Raw genomic sequence first — 24,958 nt, 5'->3', positions numbered from 1 at the left:
CTAGTTCAAAAGCCATCCACTTACCATTTCCTACCTAGTTTTCGTGCTCATTACCACGAATGAAATTTTTGTTGTTTCTCTGGTCCAAACACCACCGAATACGGATCTTGGTGAATGAGTACATCAGCATCAGGGAACACTGAAATAAGCTTGGCCTCTACTTCATCAGAAATGCGATGCGCTTCAATAAGTGGCATCTCATCTTCCAACTCTAAGTGCAATTGAATAAAACGAATCGGACCAGAACGACGAGTTCTTAGCTGATGCACACCTAATACCCCTTCCACACTCAAGGATGTCTCTTTTATCTGTTTTAACTCTTTATCAGGCAACTTGTGATCAAGCAGAGATTGAATCGCCTCCACCGCCATTTGGTAAGCGCTATAAAGAATATAAATACCAATGCCTACCGCAAATACTGAGTCCGCCTGACCAATGCCAAACCAGCTCAACCCAAGGGCCAGCATGATTGCAGCGTTCATATACAGGTCAGATTGATAATGCAGTGAATCCGCAGCAATAGCCTGGCTGCCTGTTTTCTTGACCACGTGTTTTTGGAATCGAACCAGGCCAAACGTCATCACTATCGCAAACAAGCTGACGTAAATACCGATTTCTGGAGAGTTGAGATCATGAGGTCTAAAGAAGCGCTCGACACCATTAAGAATGAGGAAACAGGCCGATCCCGAGATAAACATCGCCTGTGCCAATGCAGCGAGTGATTCCGCCTTACCGTGACCAAAGGTATGTTCTTTGTCGGCAGGCTGAAGAGAATATCGGACCACCAATAAGTTAACGACCGAAGCGGCAATATCTAACATGGAATCGACCACGGAAGCCAATAGGCTCACCGAACCTGTCACCCACCACGCCGCGACTTTTACGATCAACAAAATAGTGGCAATGGTGGTAGCAGCCCAAGCGGCCAGCGTAACTAAACGTGCGTATTCTTGTTTCATAACTTGGCTATAAAGTGACTGATAGCACAAAGTATAACCTGCAAACAATCAATTGAATATGACAGCTAGGATGTAAGACATTCATTTTTAGGGATCAAAAAAGCGGCTCTCGGCCGCTTCTTTTAAACACTTTCATTCAGGCTTGCTTTATCAAGCTTTGAATTATTGGTCTCGGTTCATGTGCTTTTCCATCTTTTCAGCACATTTCGCCATACGCTCTTGCTGGATTTCTTTCAGTTGAGTTTTTTGCTCAGGCGTTAGCACACTCATCATTTCGTGTTGCTTCTTAAGCATTGCTACACGACGCTCAGTTTGCTTCTCAACCATTTGGCTTGCTAGATCATTTGCCGCTGCTTCATCGAAGTTGTCAGCTAGTACCAACGCTTGGACTTTCTCGTGATGCGCTTTCATTTGCGCCATTTTGTCTGACTTGTTGCCCGCGTGTTTTGCTTTCATCTCAGCACGGTTCGCTTCACGCATCTCTTTTAACTGTTCTTTTTGTGCGTCAGTTAAGTCTAGTTGGCGCATCACTTTCTTGTCGAAGCCACCACATTTGCCGTGCATGCCTTTGTGGTCGCCCTTATCACCGCCGCCAAATGCGTACGCACTTGCTGTACCTAACATAAGTGGAAGTGCCGCAGCTGCCAGTACACGTTTCTTCGTCATTTTCATAATTGTTGCCTCAATTCGGTATAATAAGTCATGTATTGCGTCTGTATCTCAGCGCTTGAACATAGATTAGTCTTTCCCTCGTAAAGTGACGTTTAGAAAGCGTAAAGAATCGTAAAGAGTGAAAGCTGACGAATAATTAGCAGTATTATTAACCTATAAACTACCGATTAAGGCTTTCCCATGGCGAACATTCTTCTTATTGATGACGACACCGAGCTAACGAGCTTACTTAAAGACATTCTTAGCTTTGAGGGCTTCACTGTTTCTGAAGCCAATGATGGCTACGCAGGGCTCGAAGCGATCAATGATGAGATTGATTTGATTCTTTTGGATGTAATGATGCCGCGTCTTAACGGTATGGAAACACTCAAAAAGCTAAGAGAACATTGGGAAACGCCTGTGCTAATGCTGACGGCGAAAGGGGAAGAGATCGACCGTGTGATCGGTCTGGAACTTGGCGCGGATGACTACTTACCAAAGCCTTTTAGCGACCGAGAATTACTCGCACGTATTCGCGCCATCTTGCGCCGCACGCAAACCACGAGCACTCCAAAAGCCGCCAGCGATAGAATCCAATATCAAGACATTGAAGTATTCCCTGGCAAACAAGAAGCGTACTGCAATGGCGAGATCATCGACCTGACCACTACCGAGTTCGCTCTACTAAGCCACCTTATTCAAAATCCGGGGCAAGTGATCACCAAGGAAGCGTTAAGCTTAGATGTACTTGGCAAAAGGCTTGCAGCATTTGACCGTGCGATAGACATGCACATATCTAACCTACGTAAAAAGATTCCAGAACGCAGCGATAGCAAATCACGCATCAAGACCTTGCGTGGTCGTGGCTACCTATTGGTAGAGGAAGATTAATGCGCATCCCTAAAATCACTAGCTTATATGGACGTATCTTTGCCATCTTTTGGTTCACGATGTTACTGGTTTTAATTGCCGTACTTTCCCTACCTCATCTTGATCCAAGAGTAGTTGGTGACATTCCACAGGAGCAATATCAGCGCATTCTCAAAGCTCGTGACAACATTGAAGAAAAATACAGTACAGCTGATAATCTAGATTGGGCTCTAGCAAATATTCAAAAAGAGCAACATCAACAGCATTACCCGCCTCGCTTTCTCGTACTATCAGATCTTGAGAGAAATATCGTAAGCATTCCCAACCAAAAAGGTTTAAAACTTCGCGTACTTCACTTTATTACTAGCATTGAAGATCTATCTCAAGCCAAGCGAAAACTATACTCTCACTATATGATTGCAGGCCCTGTACCAATAAAGATAGCTCATTCAAAACTTTTGATGTTTGTTGGTGTAAAATGGAATAAACCACCACCTATCTTTATGCGTTTTTTCGACCACCCATCACAATTACTACTCGCGATGATGCTAGTGAGTACCCCATTATTACTGTGGTTAGCTTGGGCATTAAGCCAACCAGCAAGAAAATTAGAACGAGCAGCACAGCGTGTTAAAAATGGTCGGTTTGAAGTTGACCCTCAACTAGAAGTAGGGACTGCAGAGTTCAGAAAAACAGGCGAAAGCTTTAACCAAATGGTTGAGGCCGTAAACCAGATGATCTCAGGGCAACAGCGCCTGCTTTCTGATATCTCACACGAGCTACGTTCGCCTTTAACACGGCTTCGTATGGCCAACGCACTGGCAATTCGTAAACAGGGTGATAGCCCAGAACTCGAGCGTATTGATACAGAAGCGCAACGCTTGGAGCAGATGATCAGTGAACTACTGACTCTCTCGCGCATGCAAGTTGATAGTCACATAACTCGTGAAGTTCAGCCGATATCGAGTTTGTGGGAAGAGATCTTAAAAGACGCGCAGTTTGAAGCAGAACAGATGGGTAAAGAGCTGACATTCTCAGAAATCCCTGAGCGTTCAATTTCAGGTAATCCTAAGCTACTGATGAGTGCCTTAGACAACATTACGCGCAACGCCATTTACTACGGTAAAGACCAAGTCGATGTGCAATTCCATGTAGTGCAAGATCAGCTGACCATTTGCGTCAATGACAACGGTGATGGCGTGCCTGATGATGAGCTAGATTCTATCTTCAGACCTTTCTACCGTGTTTCTACCGCTCGTGACCGTAATTCTGGCGGCACAGGGCTTGGGCTAACCATTACCGAAAGTGCGATTCGTCAACATAGCGGAACAATTACCGCGAGCCGCAGTAAACTCGGTGGATTACAGATCGAAATTACTCTGCCTATCCTGCCACTATAATACCCCCACAAAGATCACAGTTGATAATGATTGTTATTATCATTATGGTAAATCCTCTAATTAAGGAGGATTTACCATGTCTCACATTTTCCCTGAACTGCCCTACGCCTACGATGCTCTAGAACCCTACATCGATGCAAAAACGATGGAAGTGCACTATAGCAAGCATCATAGAACATACTATGACAAGTTTGTTGCTGCGGTGTCTGGTAGCGAGCTTGAACAGCAATCTCTCACTGAAATTTTCGCTAATATTTCTCAACACAGCCCCGCTGTGCGAAACAATGGTGGCGGCTACTACAACCATATCTTGTATTGGAACTGTATGTCGCAAGACGGCGGTGGCGAACCAACTGGCGAGCTTGGTGAGGCGATTAAAAGCACATTTGGAGATTTTTCAGCATTCCAAGATCAGTTCGCTCAAGCGGCAATCAATACCTTCGGCTCTGGCTTCGCTTGGTTAGTAGTAGAAGAAGGACAACTGAAGATTATCTCAACCTCAAACCAAGACAATCCTTGGATGGATACGGTGGCAAGCAACGGTGAACCGATACTTGCGTTAGATGTGTGGGAGCATGCCTACTACATCAGCTATCAAAACCGCCGACCTGACTACATCAACGCTTGGTGGAACGTGGTCAACTGGAGTGCAGTATCAGAAAACTACGCGCAGGCACTCAACAAGCAAGCCTAAGTTGATGGTGGCAAACTGTACTCACACAGCTTGCCACCGTATACTCTGGCTATCTTTGATTACTCTTGTGAACCCACATGTTTGATATCGCTCTATACGAACCAGAAATTGCACCCAATACGGGTAACATCATCCGCCTATGTGCTAACTGCGGCGCAAACCTGCACCTGATTGAGCCACTTGGCTTTGATTTTGAAGAGAAGAAAGTGCGTCGTGCTGGTTTGGATTATCACGACCTAGCGCGTGTGAAGCGTCACAAGAACCTAGAAGCTTTTATTCAGTATCTAGAGAACGAACGTGAAGGTGACTACCGTATTTTTGCGTGTACCACCAAGACCACAGGTCACCACGTCGATGCCAAGTTCCAACAAGGCGATGTGTTGATGTTTGGCCCTGAGACACGCGGCCTACCTGCAGAGTTCATCGAAAGCATGCCGATGGAACAACGTATTCGTATTCCAATGATGCCCGACGCACGCAGCCTAAACTTATCTAATGCTGTAGCAATCATCGCATTTGAAGCATGGCGACAAATGGGCTTCGAAGGCGCGGTATAATAGCCGAATACTGAAACACCTGTTATCTGTAATCGCTAATAGGCAATAAAAAAGGCTCTTACCATTATCTCTTTCTTGCGAAGGATAAAGGTAAGAGCCTTTTCAGTTGTTGTCTTTATATCTAAGCAGCAGGGTTAGTTTAAGCGGTTACGATCGTTGTCGTCGTCTTTCTTCTCAAACTCACCTTCAAAGGTGTTACCGCCTTTTGATTGGTCAAATGGGTCGCGGTTGAATGGAGCGTCTCCAAATGGACTCTGACCAAAGCCAGCCTGCCCACCAGCGTGGAAACCGCCAGACATGTTTTTAACCACCATTTTTTCCATCATTTTCTTAGCGATCATGGCTCTTGGTGCTGGCAACAATACCAGCATACCAAGAGCGTCAGTCATAAAGCCTGGAGTCAGCAGCAGTACGCCAGCCACCGCCAGCATCACGCCTTCAAGGATCTGTTGTGCCGGCATCTCGCCTTGCTGTAGTCGACCTTGAACAGACATCAGTGTTTGAATACCTTGGCTACGAACCAACGATGCACCGACAAATGCCGTGATCAAAACCAATGCAATAGTTGGCCACAATCCTAAGAAGCCACCAACTTGAATAAATAGCCCAATCTCAATGATGGGTACGAAGATAAATAGTAATAATAAGATAGGAAACACACGCCCTCCTTTGTTGCTTTCAGTTTACGCTGAAAGGTCTACCAATCTCAAATTTATCCTGTAAATAAGCGTGTTTATTGACCCACATTAACTTTGCAAAATATTGACTAAACAAAAGCGAAAAAGGTGATCAACTTACTATTTTTATGCGCTAGGTACAGTATCATGTGCGACATAAGTCAGGACGGATTTATCAGCCCAATATTCTAGCGAACGGAGTATTTGCATACAGAATAGGCTAATAACTAATTAAATAATCAGAATTATTCTCTAAGGATCCTGTTATGGCTACCCTATCAGAAGCACAAGTTGATGCTCCTCAAGCTACTCGTCTCGAAGAAGATCTTTTAGGTCAGCGTCATGTTCCGGCTGATGCTTACTACGGCATCCACACCCTACGCGCAGTTGAAAACTTCAACATCTCAAATGTAACAATCTCAGATGTACCTGAGTTCGTTCGCGGTATGGTGATGACAAAAAAAGCAGCGGCTTTAGCAAACAAAGAGTTAGGTGTAATTCCTAGCGAAGTGGCTAAATACATCATCCAAGCTTGTGACCTAATTCTAGACACTGGCAAGTGCATGGATCAGTTCCCATCAGATGTTTTCCAAGGTGGCGCTGGTACTTCTGTAAACATGAACGCGAACGAAGTTGTAGCAAACGTTGCACTTGAGCTTATGGGCAAAGAAAAGGGCCAGTACGAGTTCATCAACCCGAACGACCACGTAAACCGCAGCCAATCAACTAACTGTGCTTACCCAACTGGCTTCCGTATCTCTGTTTACAATAGCGTACTAAAACTGATCGATGCAATTAAATACCTTAAAGGTGCATTCGAGCTAAAGAGCAAAGAATTCAACACCGTTTTGAAAATGGGTCGTACTCAACTTCAAGATGCAGTTCCGATGACGGTTGGCCAAGAGTTCCACGCTTGGGGAGTAACCATCAATGAAGAAATCAAAAACCTAGAATACACATCTAAGCTACTGCTTGAAGTTAACCTAGGCGCAACGGCAATCGGTACTGGTCTAAACGCAGCACCAGGTTACCAAGGCCTTGCTGTTAAACACCTAGCTGAAGTAACTGGCCTAAACTGTGTTCCAGCAGAAGACCTAATCGAAGCAACCTCAGACTGTGGCGCGTACGTAATGACGCACGGTGCACTTAAGCGTCTAGCAGTTAAACTGTCTAAGATTTGTAACGACCTACGCCTACTGTCTTCTGGTCCTCGCGCAGGCTTGAACGAGCTGAACCTACCTGAACTTCAAGCAGGCTCTTCAATCATGCCAGCTAAAGTAAACCCAGTAGTACCTGAAGTAGTAAACCAAGTTTGCTTCAAAGTTCTAGGTAACGACAACACGGTTTCTTTCGCAGCTGAAGGTGGTCAACTTCAACTGAACGTTATGGAACCTGTTATTGCACAAAGCATGTTTGAGTCTCTAGACATCCTAACTAATGCTTGTGTGAACCTACGCGACAAGTGTGTAGACGGCATTACGGTAAACAAAGAAATCTGTGAAGCGCACGTTTTTAATTCTATCGGTATCGTAACTTACCTAAACCCATACATTGGCCACCACGAAGGTGACATTGTTGGTAAGATCTGTGCAGAAACAGGTAAGAGTGTTCGTGATGTGGTTCTAGAGCGCGGTTTATTAACCGAAGAAGAACTTGATGACATTTTCTCTGTTGAAAATTTGATGCATCCTCAGTATAAAGCGAAACGCTACGAATAACGCTAGCTAGAAAGGGCTCCAAACGGAGCCCTTTTTTAGGCTCCAATACGGTTAACCCTGTTTATTTTGTGGTTTCTGTATGTTGCGCTTTTGCTTAATTGAATCTAAACCATAGAACTATTATCTGAACATTCTCTCGACGAGTGGTCACATAATAAAATCTACATGAGGTGTTAATTATGATTGCAGTAGAACTATTTATCGTCCTGCTCTTTATCTTCTTAGGGGCCAGAATTGGCGGTATCGGTATCGGCTTTGCCGGTGGTGCAGGTGTTATTGCTCTTTCACTTATTCTTGGCGTACCAACAAGCCAATCTTTTATCCCAATTGATGTAATCTTGATCATCATGTCGGTTATCACCGCAATTGCTGCAATGCAGGTTGCTGGCGGTATGGACTGGTTGGTGCAAATTGCAGAGAACTTTTTACGTAAGCACCCAGAACGCATCACCTTTTATGCGCCGATTGTGACCTTTTTAATGACGCTAATGGCGGGTACTGGACACACAGCATTCTCAACTCTGCCAGTAATTGCCGAGGTAGCGAAAGGCCAAGGTGTACGTCCTTCTCGCCCACTGTCTATTGCTGTTGTTGCGTCTCAAATTGCGATCACAGCTTCTCCAATCTCAGCAGCGGTTGTAGCTTTCTCAGCCATGCTTGCACCATTCGGTGTTGATTACCTAACACTGCTGATGGTTTGTATCCCAACAACCTTCATTGCTTGTATGGTTGGTGCAGTCGTTGCTAACTACATGGGTAGCGAACTAAAAGACGATCCTGTTTACCAAGAGCGTTTAGAGAAAGGTCTCATTAAACTAGCGTCAGATGAGAAGCGAGAGATCCTTCCTACAGCGAAGAAAGCGACATACATCTTCCTAGCGGCGATTGGCTTCGTGGTTTGTTACGCAGCGGCTATCTCAAGCTCTGTTGGCCTAATCGAAAACCCTGCACTAGGTCGTAACGAAGCGATCATGTCGGTAATGTTGGCAGCAGCAGCGGCAATCGTAATGTTCACTAAGATCGATGCAACGAAAATTTCTTCAGCACCGACATTCCGCTCTGGTATGACGGCGTGTGTATGTGTACTTGGTGTTGCTTGGTTAGGTTCTACGTTTGTAAACGCACACGTTGCTGAAATCAAAGACGTTGCTGGTGCGCTACTGGCAGATTACCCATGGATGCTGGCTCTTGTTCTGTTCTTCGCTTCTATGCTGCTTTATTCTCAAGGCGCAACAACGGTTGCATTAATGCCTGCAGCACTAGCAATTGGAGTAGCACCACTAACAGCCGTTGCTTCTTTCGCTGCGGTAAGTGCGCTGTTCGTGCTTCCAACTTACCCTACGCTACTGGCTGCCGTTGAGATGGATGACACAGGCTCAACGCGTATCGGTAACCTAGTATTCAACCACCCGTTCTTCATTCCTGGTGTGGTAACAATCAGTACTGCGGTAGCACTAGGCTTCGCATTCGGTGGCCTATTTATCTAAAAACCACTGATGATATAACTCTAAAAGGAAGCTTCGGCTTCCTTTTTTGTTTATGGCTTAATGTGATTTTTGATGCCCGTCAAATAACCATAACAAACTTTAAAACTCACTTAAAAATAAATTTTGAATAAAATTCCAAGACTATCCAATCCATTCCCTATTGATACCTATCAAATCAACCCTCCCCTATTTACCAACTAACCAAACCGAATATTAATCCGAGCTAATTAACCAAAAAACCTTACGATTTTTCTCACATTTTTTAGCCCTTTTACTGGCCACTATTTTTGTGAACAGCACCAAACTTAAATGATTAAGTAAAGAATAAAATAACCGCAGCTAAATTAAATACAACTTCATCTGGATTAGTAAGTATCAAACAACTTTAATTTAAAGCCCGCAAATTTATATCGTTGGGTAATTTATAAGTCTCAGTGTATTTACAGTCTATAAATCATTAGTCGCTAATTCACATCAGTTTTATTTAAGATGATGTAAGGAGATAGCCATGACAACTCAAACGATACCAAGCGAGAAAAAAAAGGGCGGCTTCTTTGCTAACTTTAAATTCCCTTCTGCTTATACCATTCTATTTATTTTAATTGCATTAGTTGCTCTACTGACCTGGATTGTTCCAGCGGGCCAATACGACCGAGCAATGAATGAAGAATTAGGCCGAGAAGTGCCGGTAACCGGAACCTATCAAGCAGTTGAAGGTAACCCTCAAGGCGTAATTGACGTACTGCTAGCGCCGATTGACGGCTTCTACGACCACAATAGCTATGAAGCTGCTGCAATCGACGTTTCACTGTTCATTCTCATCATTGGTGGCTTCTTAGGGCTAGTTACCAAGACTGGTGCAATTGATGCTGGTATCGAACGCGTCACCGCGCGCCTTGAAGGGCGGGAAGAGTTGATGATACCAATACTGATGGCACTGTTTGCTGCTGGCGGTACTGTCTATGGTATGGCGGAAGAATCACTCCCATTCTATACACTTCTTGTGCCTGTCATGATGGCTGCTCGCTTTGACCCTCTAGTGGCAGCAGCGACTGTACTTCTAGGCTCGGGCATAGGGGTACTAGGTTCTACCATTAACCCGTTCGCAACGGTTATCGCGGCTAACGCTTCTGGCATACCATTTACTGACGGTATTGTGGTGCGTGTGGCAATGTTGATTATTGGTTGGGGTATCTGTGTCGCTTACGTCATGCGTTACGCAAGAATGGTGCAAGCAGACCCAAGCAAGTCGATTGTGTATGACAAGTACGAAGAAAACAAAGCGCACTTTCTTAACAATTCAAGCGGAGAAAAACTGGAATTCACTGCGACTCGTAAACTGATTCTAACTATTTTTGGTGGCTCATTCGCGGTAATGATTTACGGCGTATCCGTTGCTGGATGGTGGATGGCGGAGATCTCTGCGATGTTCCTAGCAGCGACCATTATTGTCGGTATTGTGGCTCGCATGAGCGAAGAAGAGTTTACCTCAAGCTTCATTGACGGCGCACGTGACCTGCTCGGTGTAGCGCTAATCATAGGTATTGCACGTGGTATTGTGGTGGTGATGGACCGTGGTATGATCACCGATACGATTCTGTTCTCTGCAGAGCAGATGGTCACCGGGCTCTCATCCGCTATCTTTATTAACGTGATGTTCTTCTTAGAAATTCTATTGTCATTCTTAGTGCCATCGACATCAGGCCTAGCAGTACTGACCATGCCTATCATGGCGCCATTGGCTGACTTTGCAGGCGTTGGCAGAGACCTTGTTATCACCGCTTACCAATCGGCTTCAGGCTTAGTAAACCTCATTACCCCAACCTCTGCTGTGGTAATGGGTGGCTTGGCGATAGCTCGTGTACCTTACGTACGCTGGGTAAAATGGGTCATGCCATTGATCGGTATCTTAACCGTGTTCTGCATCGTAGTACTGAGTATTGGTGCGCTTATCTAGCACCCCTTAAGTAGACACACTTCCATTCAAAGCCGCTTCGATAGCGGCTTTTTTAGCTCTATAGCTAGTTCAACCAGTTTTACCGTTACTGCAGCCCATAGCGAACTCAGCAGCTCCCGAGAAGCTCCACCTCAACACTCCTACTCACCTGCAAACATCACAGAAAATGTTAACAAGACCACTTATTATTTACCAAGGTGATATATAGTAAAATATTTAGTCATGTATTAGCGTTAATTATATTTACAGATTTATTAAAAGTAAAAGAAAAAGATAAATAAATGGCCAAATCCAACTAAAAACACCCTCATAAGTCCTATTTTAAAATGTGACAAAAATAACTTTATACGAATTTAACTTGTTAACATATAATTAATTCCATATTCAAAATTAAATATATAAATAAAAACACTGCATACTTTCACTTTAAGCTCACTTTTATCAATTAAAGTACATTGCATATAAAACCCCCACTATTTATATTTTACTAATCTGGGTTAGAAAAACATGAATAATGTTCCCCCAGGATTAACTATTTAGAAAAAATCGGTGATAGTTCAAAGTGCATAAAATTTGTTAAAACCCTTATTTTTAAAGGACTGAGGGATAAAAAATGATTTGTGATAGATCTCTAAGAATACCTGAGCAGCAGGCGTAATATTAATTCCAGACAAGAGATATGAATAAATAATTCATTCTTCTCACCTGAAAATAAATAATTACTCTTAGTAATAAAAGTATTTCAAATATATAAGAGAGAGACGATCATGAGTAAGTTCTATGTAGGTTCTGAAATAGGTCAATTGCGTCGTGTTCTAGTTCATCGCCCAAGACGCGCACTGACTCACTTAACACCATCTAACTGTCACGATTTGCTGTTTGATGACGTACTGGCTGTTGAGCGTGCAGGTAAAGAGCATGACGTATTCACTCAAACGCTACGTGATCAGGGTGTTGAGGTTCTTCTTCTTACTGACCTACTAGCAGATACCCTAGCCGTGCCGGAAGCGAAAGACTGGCTACTGAACTGCCAAGTGTCTGATTACCGTTTGGGTAAAACTTTTGCTAACGACGTACGCTGCTACTTAGGTGACTTACCAAACCTAGAGCTTGCAAAAATCCTAACCGGCGGTCTGTCTTACGCTGAAATGCCGATGAAGTCTTCTTCAATGATGCAAGGCATGTTCACACCAACCGACTTCATTATTGAGCCTTTACCAAACCACCTATTTACTCGCGACACCTCTTGCTGGGTTTACGGTGGTGTATCGATCAACCCAATGGCGAAACCAGCACGTCAACGCGAAACCAACCACGTGCGTGCGATTTACCGTTGGCACCCAACCTTCGCAGGCCAAGACTTCATTAAATACTTCGGCGATGAAGAGAGCATCAACTACGACAACTCAACGATTGAGGGTGGCGACGTACTTGTTATCGGCCGCGGCACAGTGCTTATCGGTATGTCGGAGCGTACCACGCCACAAGGTGTTGAACACTTAGCGTCAAACCTGTTCAAACACGGCCAAGCGAAGCAAGTTATAGCTATGCAGCTACCAAAACACCGCTCTTGCATGCACCTAGACACGGTAATGACACACATGAACGAAGATACGTTCTCTGTTTACCCTGAAGTGGTGAGTAAAGATGTGAAGTGCTGGAACCTAACCGGTGATGAGTCTGGTGCGGTAAAATTGAAAGAAGAAGGTTACTTCGTTACCGCTATCGAAAAAGCATTGGGCGTAGACAAGCTAAACCTCATCACTACTGGTGGTGACAACTTCCATGCAGAACGTGAGCAGTGGAATGATGCGAACAACGTTCTTACGGTGAAACCTGGCGTCGTTATTGGCTACGAGGGCAACACCTACACCAACGAGAAATACGACAAAGCTGGCATCACAGTACTGCCAATTTCTGGAGACGAGCTTGGTCGTGGCCGCGGTGGCGCACGCTGCATGAGCTGCCCTATTGAGCGTGATGGTATCTAATCACTGAGACGAAACGGCCAAGTTGACGAATTCAAATAACCTCAACTTGGCCACAATGAGAGAACACAATTATGACTAAACAAACTGTTGTTGTTGCACTCGGTGGTAACGCCCTACTTCGTCGCGGTGAGCCGTTAGAAGCCGACGTTCAGCGCCGTAATATTGAAACGGCGGTGAAAACCATCTCTGAAATCGCCAAAGAGTACAACGTGGTGTTAGTGCACGGTAATGGTCCACAAGTTGGCTTACTTGCTCTGCAAGGTTTGGAATACAAGAAAGTAAATCCATACCCACTGGATGTATTGGGCAGCGAAACGCAAGGCATGATCGGCTACATGCTGATGCAAGAGTTCAAAAACTATCTGCCAAACCGCAACATCTCATGCATGTTGACCCAAATGACGGTTGATCCAAATGACCCTGCATTTGCAGATCCAACCAAACCGATTGGCCCAATCTACGAAGAAGCAGAAGCGCGTGAATTGGCAGAGAAGTTCCACTGGATCGTAAAACCAGACGGCCAACACTTCCGTCGTGTTGTACCAAGCCCAAGACCAACCGGCATCGTTGAACATGAAGCGATCACCCAGCTTATCGAAGCGGGTCACCTAGTGATCTGTACTGGCGGTGGCGGCATTCCAGTGAAGAAAGAGCATGGCAAATTGGTTGGTGTCGAAGCGGTTATCGACAAAGACATGTCAGCTGCTTTCTTAGCAAAACAATTGAATGCCGATGCACTACTGATTCTGACAGACGCAGACGCGGTGTACCTAGATTGGGGCAAGCCGACTCAACACGCACTGCGCAGCACTACACCAGGTGAACTAGCGAAGTTTGAATTTGATGCCGGCTCGATGGGACCAAAAATTGAAGCATCGTGCGAATTCATCCAACAAGGCGGCAAAGTCGTCGGTATCGGTGCGCTCGAAGATGGTTTGCAAATTCTGCAAGGCCAAGCGGGTACCAACATCACCAAAGATTAACCTACTCGCGAGCTTTTCAAAGCTTGCGAGAAAACTGAATCACCGTTTGAACTGAAATTAATACACAAAAATTGAATCGCGCTTTCTTGAATTTTCTTTCCCTGTAACAGGAAAGCGCCTAAATCTAAGAAGGAATACATCATGGCTTTTAACCTACGCAATCGTAACTTCCTAAAACTACTAGATTTCACTCCACGCGAAATTCAACACTTGTTAGATCTTTCAATGGAGCTTAAAAAAGCGAAGTACAACGGTTACGAACAGCCAAAACTAACTGGCAAAAACATCGCACTTATCTTTGAGAAAACCTCAACTCGTACTCGCTGTGCATTCGAAGTAGCAGCATTCGACCAAGGTGCTCGCGTCTCTTACTTAGGCCCATCTGGTTCTCAAATTGGCCACAAAGAATCGATGAAAGATACCGCTCGCGTTCTTGGCCGTATGTACGATGGCATTGAATACCGCGGCTTCGGTCAAGAGATTGTTGAAGAGTTAGGCTCTTACGCTGGTGTACCTGTATGGAATGGTCTGACTGACGAGTTCCACCCAACTCAAATCTTGGCAGACTTCCTGACCATGACCGAATACGGCCGTGGCAAACAGCTGCATGAAATCAAGTTTGCTTATCTAGGCGATGCTCGCAACAACATGGGTAACTCTCTAATGGTTGGCGCAGCAAAAATGGGCATGGACATTCGCCTTGTTGCTCCTAAGCAATTCTGGCCAGAAGAAGGGCTATTGGCTCAATGCCGTGAAATCGCAGCGCACACTGGCGGCAAAATCACCCTAACTGAAGATGTTCAAGAAGGCGTACAAGGTTGTGACTTCCTATACACTGACGTTTGGGTATCGATGGGCGAAGCGAAAGAAGCGTGGGCTGAGCGCATCAACCTAATGATGCCTTACCAAGTGAACATGGAGATGCTAAAAGCAACCGGTAACCCACACGTGAAATTCATGCACTGTCTACCAGCTTTCCATGGCGAAGATACCACGGTAGGGAAACAGCTTGCTGCAGAATATCCACAGCTAAAAGACGGTGTGGAAGTGACTGATGAAGTGGTCGAATCTGAATACTCTATCGTGTTCGATGAAGCTGAAAACCGCATGCACACCATCAAAGCTGTGATGGTTGCAACACTAGGTAGCTAATAAGCCAAACAGTTAAAAAGCTTAGAAGCAAAGCACTCTCGTATTTACAAACCAGTCGATAAGTTGAGTGCGATAACAGGGAAATGCGGGTGGCGTGCATGGGAATTTTCCCTTGGATAAAACCCGCATTTTTTTTCATTCATTTGAAAAGATTATTGCCTAAAAAAGTCGAAATTCTTCAGCCCCAACAAAAGCTTAAAAAGAAGTAAAAACGCAGGATAATTTGGCATAAATATCCATAAAATGAATACTTTACATAAACTATTGCGCGTTGTTTTTATCTGAGTATAATCCTCCGCAATTTGTCTAAAGAGAGTAAAAAATGAACCGCAGTTTTGTCGCACATGATTGTCAAACTACACGCCAAAGAGTGGCGTCGGTGTCATTTTTATTTTGCTCTATTAATCGTTTCGAAGCCTCCTATTTTTGGGGGCTTTTTTTTGTCCGCAATTTGACTGTATGCATAGAAGGAAGACCCGTTATGGCGCATTCGTTATTTAACAAGCACATCATCTCCATTCCTGAGCTCTCTCGTGATGAACTGGAGCTTATCGTCGATACCGCAGCAAGGCTCAAGGCTGAACCAAATCCAGAGTTGCTGAAAAATAAAGTCGTTGCGAGCTGTTTCTTTGAGCCTTCAACTCGAACTCGCCTCTCATTCGAAACCGCAGTTCAACGCCTTGGTGGCACAGTCATCGGTTTTGATAATGGCGGTAACACATCATTGGCTAAGAAAGGCGAAACGCTTGCCGATTCAGTGCAGGTGATTTCATCGTACGTTGATGCCTTTGTGATGCGTCACCCACAAGAAGGAGCAGCACGCTTGGCGTCTGAGTTCTCTAACGGTGTACCAGTAGTGAATGGCGGTGATGGCGCCAACCAACACCCAACTCAAACCCTGCTAGACCTGTTCTCGATTTACGAAACACAAGGCACTCTCGACAACCTCAATGTAGCGTTTGTCGGCGACCTTAAATATGGCCGTACCGTGCACTCACTGACGCAAGCACTATCAAAATTCAATAACGTACGTTTCTTCTTTATCGCACCGGAAGTATTAGCGATGCCGGATTACATCTGTGAAGAACTGGAAGAGGTGGGCATTCAATACAGCACCCACAGCAGCATTGAAGAAGTAGTACCGGAATTGGATGTGCTATACATGACTCGCGTACAAAAAGAACGCTTTGATGCATCAGAATACGCACACATGAAATCGGCTTACATCCTCACCGCCGACACATTAAAAGACGCCCGCCAAAACATGAAAGTGCTTCACCCACTGCCACGCGTTGACGAGATCACCACCGACGTTGATAAAACACCACACGCTTACTACTTCGAGCAAGCTGAAAATGGTGTATACGCTCGCGAAGCCCTATTAGCCCTAGTTCTAAACGAAACTTTATAAGCAGGAGACTCAGTCATGGTTAAACAAACTCAGCTACAAGTAGAAGCGATCCGTAACGGCAGCGTCATTGACCACATCCCTGCTCACCTAGGTATCAAAATCCTTAAACTGTTCAAGATGCACAAAACCGAAAAACGCATCACCATGGGATTAAACCTGCCGTCATCCGCACTGGGTCACAAAGACCTGATCAAAATTGAGAACATCTTTCTAACCAAAGAGCAGGCGAACCAATTAGCTCTGTATGCGCCACAAGCAACGGTCAATCAAATTGAAGAGTACAAGGTCGTAAACAAACTGACGCTTGTACTGCCTGAGCAAATCAACAGCGTGTTTTCATGCCCAAATAGCAACTGTATTTCACACGGTGAACCCGTTGAAAGTAGCTTTAAAGTGCAGCTAAAACAGGAAAATGTACAGCTAAAATGCCATTACTGTGAAAAAGTATTCTCTCGCGAGATCATGAGTGAAATTCGCTAACCCTTATCTTAATTAGCACCAAGGCCAAATCCTTGCGAAATACATGGATATTTATTCCCAATGCGGAATAAATATCCATTCACCTCAAGAATAAAGAACCAAAATATAAGCAAATGCCCAGAATTTTGTTTGGTGATCACCTTCAAAAAGATAACTATCCTTTAGTGGTAGACTGAATGCATAGATGATTATACATCTCGCATACCCACCCTTCTTTACTTCAGGATTCGTCGGTAAGCCCTAATTAACAAATCGTACTCTACGGCTTTAGGAGTGCGCACGACGCTATGGACAAGCGGTATCACTGTTGACCTTAAGGAGTTGTTCATGAACCCGATCAATGAGCACAGTTGCTTATATTCAGCTGAAGATAAAACACTGACTGCAGCGTGCAAACGCCTACTACAACAACAAAGCTTCTCTACCCAAAACCAGCTGCGCGAAAAGCTGGTCGAAATCGGCTATACCGGTATTAGCCAATCGACGGTATCTCGTATTTTGTCACAGCTCGGCGTAGTCAAAATTCAGAATGCCTGTGGAAAAAAGGTCTACTGCATCACGGTTGAAAGCGCGCCTGTACGTGTCGATGCTTCCATCTCATCGCAAATCGAATTAATCACTCATAACCAAGCAATGGTGATCGTAAAAACTCACCCAGGTTGTGCGCAGTTAGTTGCAAGATTAGTAGATATCGACCCACATACCGAGATTATCGGTACCGTCGGCGGCAACGACACCGTGTTAATCATTCCAAAAGACACAACCAATATCGATGCTTGCGAGCAAGTAGTAAAAGCACGCCTAGGTGTCGCTTAAATGGGTTACTGGTAAAGGCTTCCTATGCCTGTTGCAAGGCTGACCTTATCCCGATTACCTAAGAAAGTGGATTTCCCGCCCTAAGGGATATTTGTTAGACAATGAAACTAATAGCAAACTATTACGGTCTGATTGAGTTAAGATACCCATAACTCCATTAAATGACTAAATAGTATGCGACGACTTGCCACATTACTTTTTGTTTGTATTTCCCTATTCACCCAGCCTGCGTGGGCGCTTTTTGGAAATGACAACGCCGAGCCAAGCTTCGGAGGCAATAACAACGGTTTTGTTACTGTAGACCAAGCTTTCCCTTTCAATTACTACCAGCAAGATGGCAAGGTGCTTCTCGACTGGCAGGTGAAAGAAGGCTACTACCTCTATCAACATAGCCTCTCTTTTAGCGGCCAAAATCTCGCTATCGGCAATGTTGAGTTAGAAGATGGTGAGCCACACCAAGATGAATTCTTTGGTGAAGTGAGTGTTTATACTCAACCGCTATTCGTACAAGTTCCCCTACAAAGTTACCAAAAGGGCTCTCAGCTGATCGTTAAGTATCAAGGCTGTGCCGAAGCTGGCTTCTGCTACCCTCCAGAGACTCGCGTCATCGACATCGCACCGTTTGAAGCAACGGGTTCAAGCGACACTGGAGCTAAAACTACCAGTAACCAAGCGAACACCTCACCACAAGTTGCTTCTCCAAAAGCAGATGTGGCAAATAACACAGCACCACAATCAAGCGCACCCGTTTCAAAAGAAGCGAGCCTAGCCGATAAACTCGGTGACAGTTGGTGGACTCCATTGCTGTTCTTGGCGCTAGGAGTTGGCTTAGCCTTCACACCGTGTGTTCTGCCTATGTATCCAATCCTTACTGGCATCGTATTAGGTGGTGGCAAGCTCAGCCAAGGTCGCGCGTTGATGTTGTCCTTCATATACGTGCAAGGCATGGCGCTAACTTACACCCTACTGGGTTTGGTGGTTGCGTCTGCGGGTATGCAATTCCAAGCTGCGATGCAACATCCTTATGTGTTGATTGCGTTAAGCGTTCTATTCGTAGCATTAGCGATGTCGATGTTCGGTGTATATAACCTACAACTGCCGAGCAGTGTCCAAACCTGGCTCAACAACCAAAGCAACAAGCAGCAAGGTGGCAATACCTTGGGCGTGTTCGCTATGGGTGCGATATCTGGCTTGGTATGTTCGCCTTGTACTACAGCCCCACTCTCGGGTGCGCTGCTGTATGTTGCTCAAAGTGGCGACCTATTTACCGGTGCAATTGCTCTGTACGCGTTAGCCATGGGTATGGGTATTCCGCTAATCTTGGTGGCGGTATTCGGCAATAAGCTACTGCCAAAAGCGGGCAGCTGGATGGACAAGGTGAAGGTCGTATTCGGCTTTATCTTGTTAGCAGCACCAATCTTCCTACTAGAACGCATCATCCCTGAGCTATGGGCAACCGCGCTTTGGTCTGGCCTTGGTTTCATCGCCTTCGGTTGGTTGTATCACAGTAAGAGCGCACTGCCATTTGGTGGCTGGAAGCAAAGTGCAGTAGGTATTATCGCGATGCTTGGTCTGTTTGCTTCTGCTCAACCTGCACTCAATTACTGGTTTGCAGAAAAGAGCGTTGTAGTGGAACAGCAGATCCAGTTTGTACGCATTAACACTGTTGAAGAGCTTGAAATCCAGCTCATTGAAGCGAAGAAACTGGGTAAACCGGTAATGCTCGATTTCTACGCCGACTGGTGTGTGGCATGTAAAGAGTTTGAGAAGTACACCTTCCATCAAGCAGATGTCGAGAACAAACTGTCTGACTTCGTGTTACTTCAAGCAGACGTAACGCGAAACATGCCTCAAGACATTGAATTGCTGAGGCAGATGCAGGTACTTGGCTTACCAACCATTGAGTTCTGGAATAGCGAGGGCAACCATGTTCCAAATGCTCGCGTGACTGGTTTTATGCCTGCCGATCTATTCTTAAAACACATGCAAGACCACCAGCTATAACGGCAACATTGGTCTAAATGCATTGCTAGACAAAGCCGCACCGCCCCTCATAACGAGATGGCAGTGCGGCTTTTTGTTATAGCAAGAAACGCTTTCGTAGAAAGGGGATAAAAGTCGATATGGTTCAGACTTTTAACGCATAGATATTGTCCACATACTCAATCAAGATGATAATAAATATTAACTAAATTGTTAAAAGTATGAACGTCATGGACTCGACCTACACCATCATCATTGCTGATGACCACCCTCTCTTCCGCAACGCCCTATTTCAGTCGGTTCATATGGCGATCAGCGGTGCGAACCTGCTTGAGGCCGACTCTCTCGACGCGTTACTGACTCTGCTTAAAAAAGAAGATGAACCCGACCTACTGCTGCTCGATCTAAAAATGCCGGGAGCCAATGGGATGTCTGGTCTGATTCAGCTTCGTGCAGAATACCCAGATCTACCGATTGTCGTGATCTCGGCAAGTGAAGAGGCTAGCGTGGTCACTCAAGTGAAAAGCCATGGTGCGTTTGGTTTTATTCCAAAGTCGAGTGACATGCGTGAATTGGTGAGTGCACTGAATCAAGTGCTGAATGGCGACCCCTTCTTCCCCGAAGGACTGATTACTAACAATGCGGCTTTTAGCGACCTTGCGGAAAAAATTGCCACACTGACGCCACAACAATATAAGGTGCTAGGGATGCTTTCCGATGGCCTGCTGAACAAACAAATCGCCTATGAATTGAATGTTTCGGAAGCAACCATCAAGGCGCACATGACAGCCATCTTCCGAAAACTGGACGTAAAAAACCGAACTCAAGCGGTTATCTTACTGCAAGAAGTCCATAATTAAGCGCCGCTGACATCCTCTTCTAAAGTCGTCTTAGGCAAACATAAACCCAGCTTGACGGCTTTATGAGCCTCTATCTCTGCAACCACCCAATTGATGTCATGCCACTCAAAACTATCACCCAAGACTGGATGAGGACCAAGTTCGCGTTCAGCCAGCTCTTTTAGCGTCATCTCTCGCTCTTCTTCAGAACCAAGCTCAATGCCATAGCAATCACTCACCGCCGCTATCGACAAACCAACCTCAAGGAAGAAATCACCAAAGAATCGTGCAGCCTCTTCAGCTTCCGGCGCCTCACTGAACAATTCACTTAAGCTGTCTAAGTCTTTGTCTTGACCAAGCACACAGAGAATATCGTTCGCTTCTAACACAGTGCTACCCGATGGGTGAAGCAAAGCGTCTTGTCGAAATAGCGCGGTAATACGTGTACCCTCTGGCATCGACAAGCGCTTAAGCGGCTCACCGACACACCACTTCTCTTCTTTCAGCTTGTAGACAAACATCTCCCATTCGCTGGTCGGGTAAATCTCGATACCAGTACGCGAAATAGGTGTCGGTGTTGGTGGCAAGGTGACTTGAGCCAGCCTCGCAACCTTCATCAAGCTACCACCTTGAACAATCAATGAGACCATAACCACGAAGAACGCGATATTGAAATACAGCTGAGCATTAGGTAGGCCCGCCATCATCGGGAATACCGCCAAAATGATCGGTACCGCTCCACGTAAACCTACCCAAGAAACAAACCAACGCTCCTTGATGGTAAAACGTCGAAATGGCAGCAAACCTAACCAAACCGACAGCGGACGAGCAAACAGAATCATACCGAAAGCTAGCGCCAAGGCAGGCATTGCAATCTCCATCAATGTCGATGGTGTTACCAAGAGACCAAGAACCAAGAACATCACAATCTGGCTTAGCCAGGTCATGCCATCAAGAACATTGAGAATCGAGTGTCGAGAACGTGTTGGACGATTACCAATAAACAAGCCCACAAGGTATATCGACAAGATACCACTGCCGCCAAGCATGTTAGAGAAAGCAAACAGAGCCACACCGCCACTCAGTACTAGAATCGAGTAAAGACCATCAGCCAGCTGTACTCGGTTAATTAGACTCCACAGAACCCAACCACCGCCAAGGCCGACAAGCGTACCGACACCAAATTGCATCGCGAAGCTTTTAAGCAGGAAGTTCATCCCCATCTCAGCATCTGGGGTGCCAAGTAGCGCGATTAAGGTCACCGTTAAGAAGACCGCCATTGGGTCGTTGGTACCAGATTCTATCTCTAAGGTTGAACCAACACGCTCGTTAAGGCTCTGTCCTTTAAGCAGAGAAAATACCGCAGCGGCATCGGTCGAGCCCACAATCGCCCCTACCAAAATACCTTGCATCAATGATAGGTCGAAGAGCCAAGTCGCCATTAAGCCGGTGAGAGTAGCTGTACAAGCCACACCTATCGTGGCTAACGACAGAGAGGGCCAAAACGCGACCTTAAAACTCGCCACCTTAGTACGCATACCACCATCAAGCAAGATCACGGCAAGCGCGAGGTTACTCACCAAGTAAGTTAATGAATAGTCATCAAAATTGATACCGCCGGGGCCATCTTCGCCCGCCAACATACCAACAAACAAAAAGATCAAAAGAATCGGAACGCCCAATCGTGAGGACACTTGTGAGAAAAGCACACTGATGGCGATGAGCACTGCACCAGTTAAAAATAAGTGATTAATAGTTATTGCGTCCAATTCGTTCCCCCAAAGAATAAAACTCGTGATTAAAGCATGTCGAATTTCTGCTATTAAGCAAGAAAAGGGCTCTAAAAGCAGCGTAATTACTATAACAAACTTATATTTCCCTTCGTGTCATATGCAGGACTAAATAATGATTCTCTGTCATTTAGTTGTTAAATTTTATTATTCACTCATTAATTCATCCCTTTTTGTTAGACCTTTGGTTAATTTAACACCCTCATAACATCACATTTTTATATGATTTTGTCTCCCGACTCCTATATTTCAGTGGGTTAGGGATAATTCCGTCCCGACTAAAGTTGCACAGATCCCTTGACTTATCCTTGCTACATTTCAAATCGTAACATTACGTTAACACAACGACATTCTACGGAAACGGAATAAAGGAGAAGGCAATGGCGTTCGAATCTACGGAACATGCTCAAGCCTACTGGAAGGAAAACTTGGGAATTATGGGAACACTGCTCGCGATCTGGTTCGCAGTGTCTTACGGCGCAGGCATCTTATTTGTTGATGCCCTCAACACCGTTCAGTTTGGCGGGTTCAAGCTCGGCTTTTGGTTCGCTCAACAAGGCTCGATATACACCTTCGTGGCGCTGATATTCATTTACGTTGTCCGCATGAATGCGCTCGACAAAAAATACAACGTACAGGAAGACTAGAGGCTAGAACATGGATATTCAAACTTGGACGTTTATTCTCGTCGGTATCACTTTCGCACTGTATATCGGCATCGCAATCTGGGCTCGTGCAGGGTCTACCAGTGAATTCTACGTTGCGGGCGGTGGTGTACACCCAGTAGCAAACGGTATGGCGACAGCCGCTGACTGGATGTCGGCCGCGTCATTCATCTCAATGGCAGGTATCATCTCATTCGTTGGTTACGACGGTGCGGTTTACCTAATGGGTTGGACAGGTGGTTATGTACTACTTGCACTATGTTTAGCACCTTACCTACGTAAGTTCGGTCAGTTTACGGTTCCTGATTTTATCGGTGAACGTTACTACTCGAAAACAGCACGTATGGTAGCAGTATTCTGTGCAATCTTCGTATCATTCACATACGTTGCAGGCCAGATGCGTGGTGTAGGCGTAGTATTCTCTCGTTTCCTAGAGGTCGACATTAACCTAGGTATCATCATTGGTATGGGTATTGTGTTCTTCTACGCAGTACTTGGTGGCATGAAAGGCATCACTTATACGCAGGTAGCTCAATTCTGTGTCCTCATTTTCGCCTTCCTTGTTCCAGCGATCTTCACTTCAATCATGATGACAGGTAACCCACTTCCACAACTTGGTATGGGTTCAACGATTTCAGGCACAGACGTTTACCTACTCGATAAACTGGATGGACTAACTGAAGAACTCGGATTTACCGCCTATACCGAAGGTAACAAGAGTATGGTGGATGTATTCTTCATCTGTGCAGCTCTAATGGTGGGTACTGCGGGTCTTCCACACGTAATCATCCGTTTCTTCACAGTACCTAAAGTACGTGATGCTCGTATCTCAGCAGGTTGGGCGCTACTGTTCATCTCATTGCTATACACAACAGCACCGGGCGTTGCCGCCTTCGCTCGTGTCAACATGATTGAAACGATTAACGGCCCAGACATGCAAGGTGTCACAGCAGCAGACGCACCTAGCTGGTACAAAAACTGGGAAAGCACTGGCCTAGTAGGTTGGGAAGATAAGAACGGCGATGGCAAAATGTTCTACTCGGGCGATGAGCGCAACGAGATGAAGATTAACCGTGACATCATCGTATTGGCTTCTCCTGAGCTAGCAAAACTACCAAACTGGGTTGTAGCTTTACTGGCAGCAGGTGGCCTAGCAGCCGCACTATCAACAGCCGCAGGTCTGCTACTGGTAATATCAACATCGATTTCACATGACTTGTTGAAGAAAGGCTTCAGACCAAACATGACCGACAAGCAGGAGCTACTAGCCGCTCGTTTGGCAGCAATTGTCGCGATTATCGGTGCTGGTTACTTGGGTATTAACCCACCAGGCTTCGTAGCTCAGGTAGTAGCGTTTGCCTTCGGCTTAGCCGCAGCATCCTTCTTCCCAGCCATTATCCTAGGTATCTTCTACAAGAAGATGAACAAGGAAGGCGCGATTGCAGGTATGTTGACAGGTATTGCCTTCACAGCAAGTTACATCATCTACTTCAAGTTCGTTAACCCAGCAGCAAGCACACCTGAAAACTGGTGGTTTGGTATCAGCCCAGAAGGCATAGGTACGCTAGGTATGTGTCTAAACTTCGTAGTTTCAATTGCGGTAAACAAAATGACTGCTGAAGTACCACAAGACGTGCAAGAGATGGTTGAAAACATCCGTTACCCGAAAGGTGCAGGTGAAGCTCACGACCACTAAACAAAGATGTTTAACAATAAATCAATCAGTACTTGCATTGTTGGGGTTAGGTACTGAATCTCAGAAAGCCGATACGTTATGTATCGGCTTTTTCTTTTGCCTACCGTTTTATAAAAACAGAAACAAAGGGTTGTGTTTAAAACCACATTTGATAATAATTATCATTAACATCCAATAAAGAG

At 45.2% G+C, this 24,958-nt stretch carries 21 protein-coding genes; 17 read left to right on the top strand and 4 right to left on the bottom strand.

The genetic code is table 11. The features are described 5' to 3' along the window. Positions 1 to 50: 50 nt before the first annotated feature. Together fieF and A3712_RS23600 are read right to left on the bottom strand one after the other, a co-directional pair. Positions 51 to 959 carry a CDF family cation-efflux transporter FieF gene (fieF, locus tag A3712_RS23605; RefSeq protein ID WP_063525231.1) on the bottom strand — a complete coding sequence of 303 codons (909 nt, stop codon included), beginning with the start codon at positions 957 to 959 and terminating at the stop codon, positions 51 to 53. Positions 960 to 1,121: 162 nt separating this feature from the next. After that, positions 1,122 to 1,631, bottom strand: a complete 510-nt coding sequence (locus tag A3712_RS23600) for a CpxP family protein (RefSeq protein WP_063525230.1) — start codon at positions 1,629 to 1,631, stop codon at positions 1,122 to 1,124. A gap of 180 nt (positions 1,632 to 1,811) precedes the next feature. Between A3712_RS23600 and A3712_RS23595 the strand changes: the two genes are divergently transcribed. The 4 genes from A3712_RS23595 (at position 1,812) to trmL (ending at position 5,131) form a co-directional block, all read left to right on the top strand. Beyond that, positions 1,812 to 2,501 (top strand): response regulator, encoded by a 690-nt coding sequence (locus tag A3712_RS23595; protein WP_063525229.1) that lies wholly within the window; start codon positions 1,812 to 1,814, stop codon positions 2,499 to 2,501. Continuing rightward, positions 2,501 to 3,880, top strand: coding sequence for an envelope stress sensor histidine kinase CpxA (cpxA, locus tag A3712_RS23590; RefSeq protein WP_063525228.1), 1,380 nt, complete (start codon positions 2,501 to 2,503; stop codon positions 3,878 to 3,880). Before A3712_RS23595 ends, cpxA begins: the two co-directional genes overlap by 1 nt. A 76-nt stretch (positions 3,881 to 3,956) precedes the next feature. Next, a complete protein-coding gene (locus tag A3712_RS23585; RefSeq protein WP_063525227.1) occupies positions 3,957 to 4,574 on the top strand; it encodes a superoxide dismutase in 618 nt (205 codons plus the stop codon). Between the two features lie 77 nt (positions 4,575 to 4,651). After that, positions 4,652 to 5,131 carry a tRNA (uridine(34)/cytosine(34)/5-carboxymethylaminomethyluridine(34)-2'-O)-methyltransferase TrmL gene (trmL, locus tag A3712_RS23580; protein WP_063525226.1) on the top strand — a complete coding sequence of 160 codons (480 nt, stop codon included), beginning with the start codon at positions 4,652 to 4,654 and terminating at the stop codon, positions 5,129 to 5,131. Between the two features lie 134 nt (positions 5,132 to 5,265). Here the strand turns inward: trmL and A3712_RS23575 are convergent, their stop codons facing one another. Next, on the bottom strand, positions 5,266 to 5,790 hold the full coding sequence (locus tag A3712_RS23575; protein ID WP_063525225.1) for an FxsA family protein: 525 nt from the start codon (positions 5,788 to 5,790) through the stop codon (positions 5,266 to 5,268). 284 nt (positions 5,791 to 6,074) lie between these two features. On the opposite strand from A3712_RS23575, the gene aspA reads away from it, so the two are divergent. The 11 genes from aspA (at position 6,075) to A3712_RS23520 (ending at position 20,646) form a co-directional block, all read left to right on the top strand. Beyond that, a complete protein-coding gene (gene aspA / locus A3712_RS23570; RefSeq protein ID WP_063525224.1) occupies positions 6,075 to 7,526 on the top strand; it encodes an aspartate ammonia-lyase in 1,452 nt (483 codons plus the stop codon). A gap of 179 nt (positions 7,527 to 7,705) precedes the next feature. Next, on the top strand, positions 7,706 to 9,013 hold the full coding sequence (locus A3712_RS23565; RefSeq protein ID WP_063525223.1) for an anaerobic C4-dicarboxylate transporter: 1,308 nt from the start codon (positions 7,706 to 7,708) through the stop codon (positions 9,011 to 9,013). Positions 9,014 to 9,521: 508 nt separating this feature from the next. Next, the gene (locus A3712_RS23560; RefSeq protein ID WP_063525222.1) at positions 9,522 to 10,970 is read left to right on the top strand and encodes a YfcC family protein; all 1,449 of its coding nucleotides are present in this window, start codon (positions 9,522 to 9,524) and stop codon (positions 10,968 to 10,970) included. Between the two features lie 767 nt (positions 10,971 to 11,737). Next, positions 11,738 to 12,961, top strand: a complete 1,224-nt coding sequence (gene arcA / locus A3712_RS23555) for an arginine deiminase (RefSeq protein WP_063525221.1) — start codon at positions 11,738 to 11,740, stop codon at positions 12,959 to 12,961. A gap of 71 nt (positions 12,962 to 13,032) precedes the next feature. Beyond that, positions 13,033 to 13,944, top strand: coding sequence for a carbamate kinase (gene arcC, locus A3712_RS23550; protein WP_008219582.1), 912 nt, complete (start codon positions 13,033 to 13,035; stop codon positions 13,942 to 13,944). Positions 13,945 to 14,085: 141 nt separating this feature from the next. Beyond that, positions 14,086 to 15,096 carry an ornithine carbamoyltransferase gene (locus A3712_RS23545; RefSeq protein WP_063525220.1) on the top strand — a complete coding sequence of 337 codons (1,011 nt, stop codon included), beginning with the start codon at positions 14,086 to 14,088 and terminating at the stop codon, positions 15,094 to 15,096. A 481-nt stretch (positions 15,097 to 15,577) separates the two neighbouring features. Continuing rightward, a complete protein-coding gene (gene pyrB / locus A3712_RS23540; protein WP_063525219.1) occupies positions 15,578 to 16,507 on the top strand; it encodes an aspartate carbamoyltransferase in 930 nt (309 codons plus the stop codon). A gap of 15 nt (positions 16,508 to 16,522) precedes the next feature. Beyond that, positions 16,523 to 16,987 carry an aspartate carbamoyltransferase regulatory subunit gene (gene pyrI / locus A3712_RS23535; RefSeq protein ID WP_063525218.1) on the top strand — a complete coding sequence of 155 codons (465 nt, stop codon included), beginning with the start codon at positions 16,523 to 16,525 and terminating at the stop codon, positions 16,985 to 16,987. Positions 16,988 to 17,314: 327 nt separating this feature from the next. Next, positions 17,315 to 17,803, top strand: coding sequence for an arginine repressor (locus tag A3712_RS23530; RefSeq protein ID WP_063525217.1), 489 nt, complete (start codon positions 17,315 to 17,317; stop codon positions 17,801 to 17,803). A gap of 174 nt (positions 17,804 to 17,977) precedes the next feature. After that, on the top strand, positions 17,978 to 19,807 hold the full coding sequence (locus A3712_RS23525; RefSeq protein ID WP_063525216.1) for a protein-disulfide reductase DsbD: 1,830 nt from the start codon (positions 17,978 to 17,980) through the stop codon (positions 19,805 to 19,807). A 209-nt stretch (positions 19,808 to 20,016) separates the two neighbouring features. Beyond that, the gene (locus tag A3712_RS23520; protein ID WP_063525215.1) at positions 20,017 to 20,646 is read left to right on the top strand and encodes a response regulator; all 630 of its coding nucleotides are present in this window, start codon (positions 20,017 to 20,019) and stop codon (positions 20,644 to 20,646) included. On the opposite strand, the gene A3712_RS23515 is transcribed toward A3712_RS23520, so the two are convergent. Next, complete coding sequence (locus A3712_RS23515; protein ID WP_063525214.1) at positions 20,643 to 22,394, bottom strand: potassium/proton antiporter; 1,752 nt, start codon at positions 22,392 to 22,394, stop codon at positions 20,643 to 20,645. The two genes, A3712_RS23520 and A3712_RS23515, sit on opposite strands and share 4 nt — an antisense overlap. 401 nt (positions 22,395 to 22,795) lie before the next feature. Between A3712_RS23515 and A3712_RS23510 the strand changes: the two genes are divergently transcribed. Further along, complete coding sequence (locus A3712_RS23510) at positions 22,796 to 23,062, top strand: DUF4212 domain-containing protein (RefSeq protein ID WP_008219570.1); 267 nt, start codon at positions 22,796 to 22,798, stop codon at positions 23,060 to 23,062. Between the two features lie 10 nt (positions 23,063 to 23,072). Beyond that, positions 23,073 to 24,776 carry a sodium:solute symporter family protein gene (locus tag A3712_RS23505; RefSeq protein ID WP_063525213.1) on the top strand — a complete coding sequence of 568 codons (1,704 nt, stop codon included), beginning with the start codon at positions 23,073 to 23,075 and terminating at the stop codon, positions 24,774 to 24,776. The last annotated feature ends 182 nt before the right edge of the window (positions 24,777 to 24,958 follow it).

Origin of the sequence: Vibrio sp. HI00D65 (assembly GCF_001635455.1) — a bacterium.
In the GTDB taxonomy this organism is placed as follows: Bacteria; Pseudomonadota; Gammaproteobacteria; order Enterobacterales; family Vibrionaceae; genus Vibrio.
Note: the sequence above shows the minus strand (reverse complement) of the source record. Positions and strands in the feature narration are given on the sequence as shown.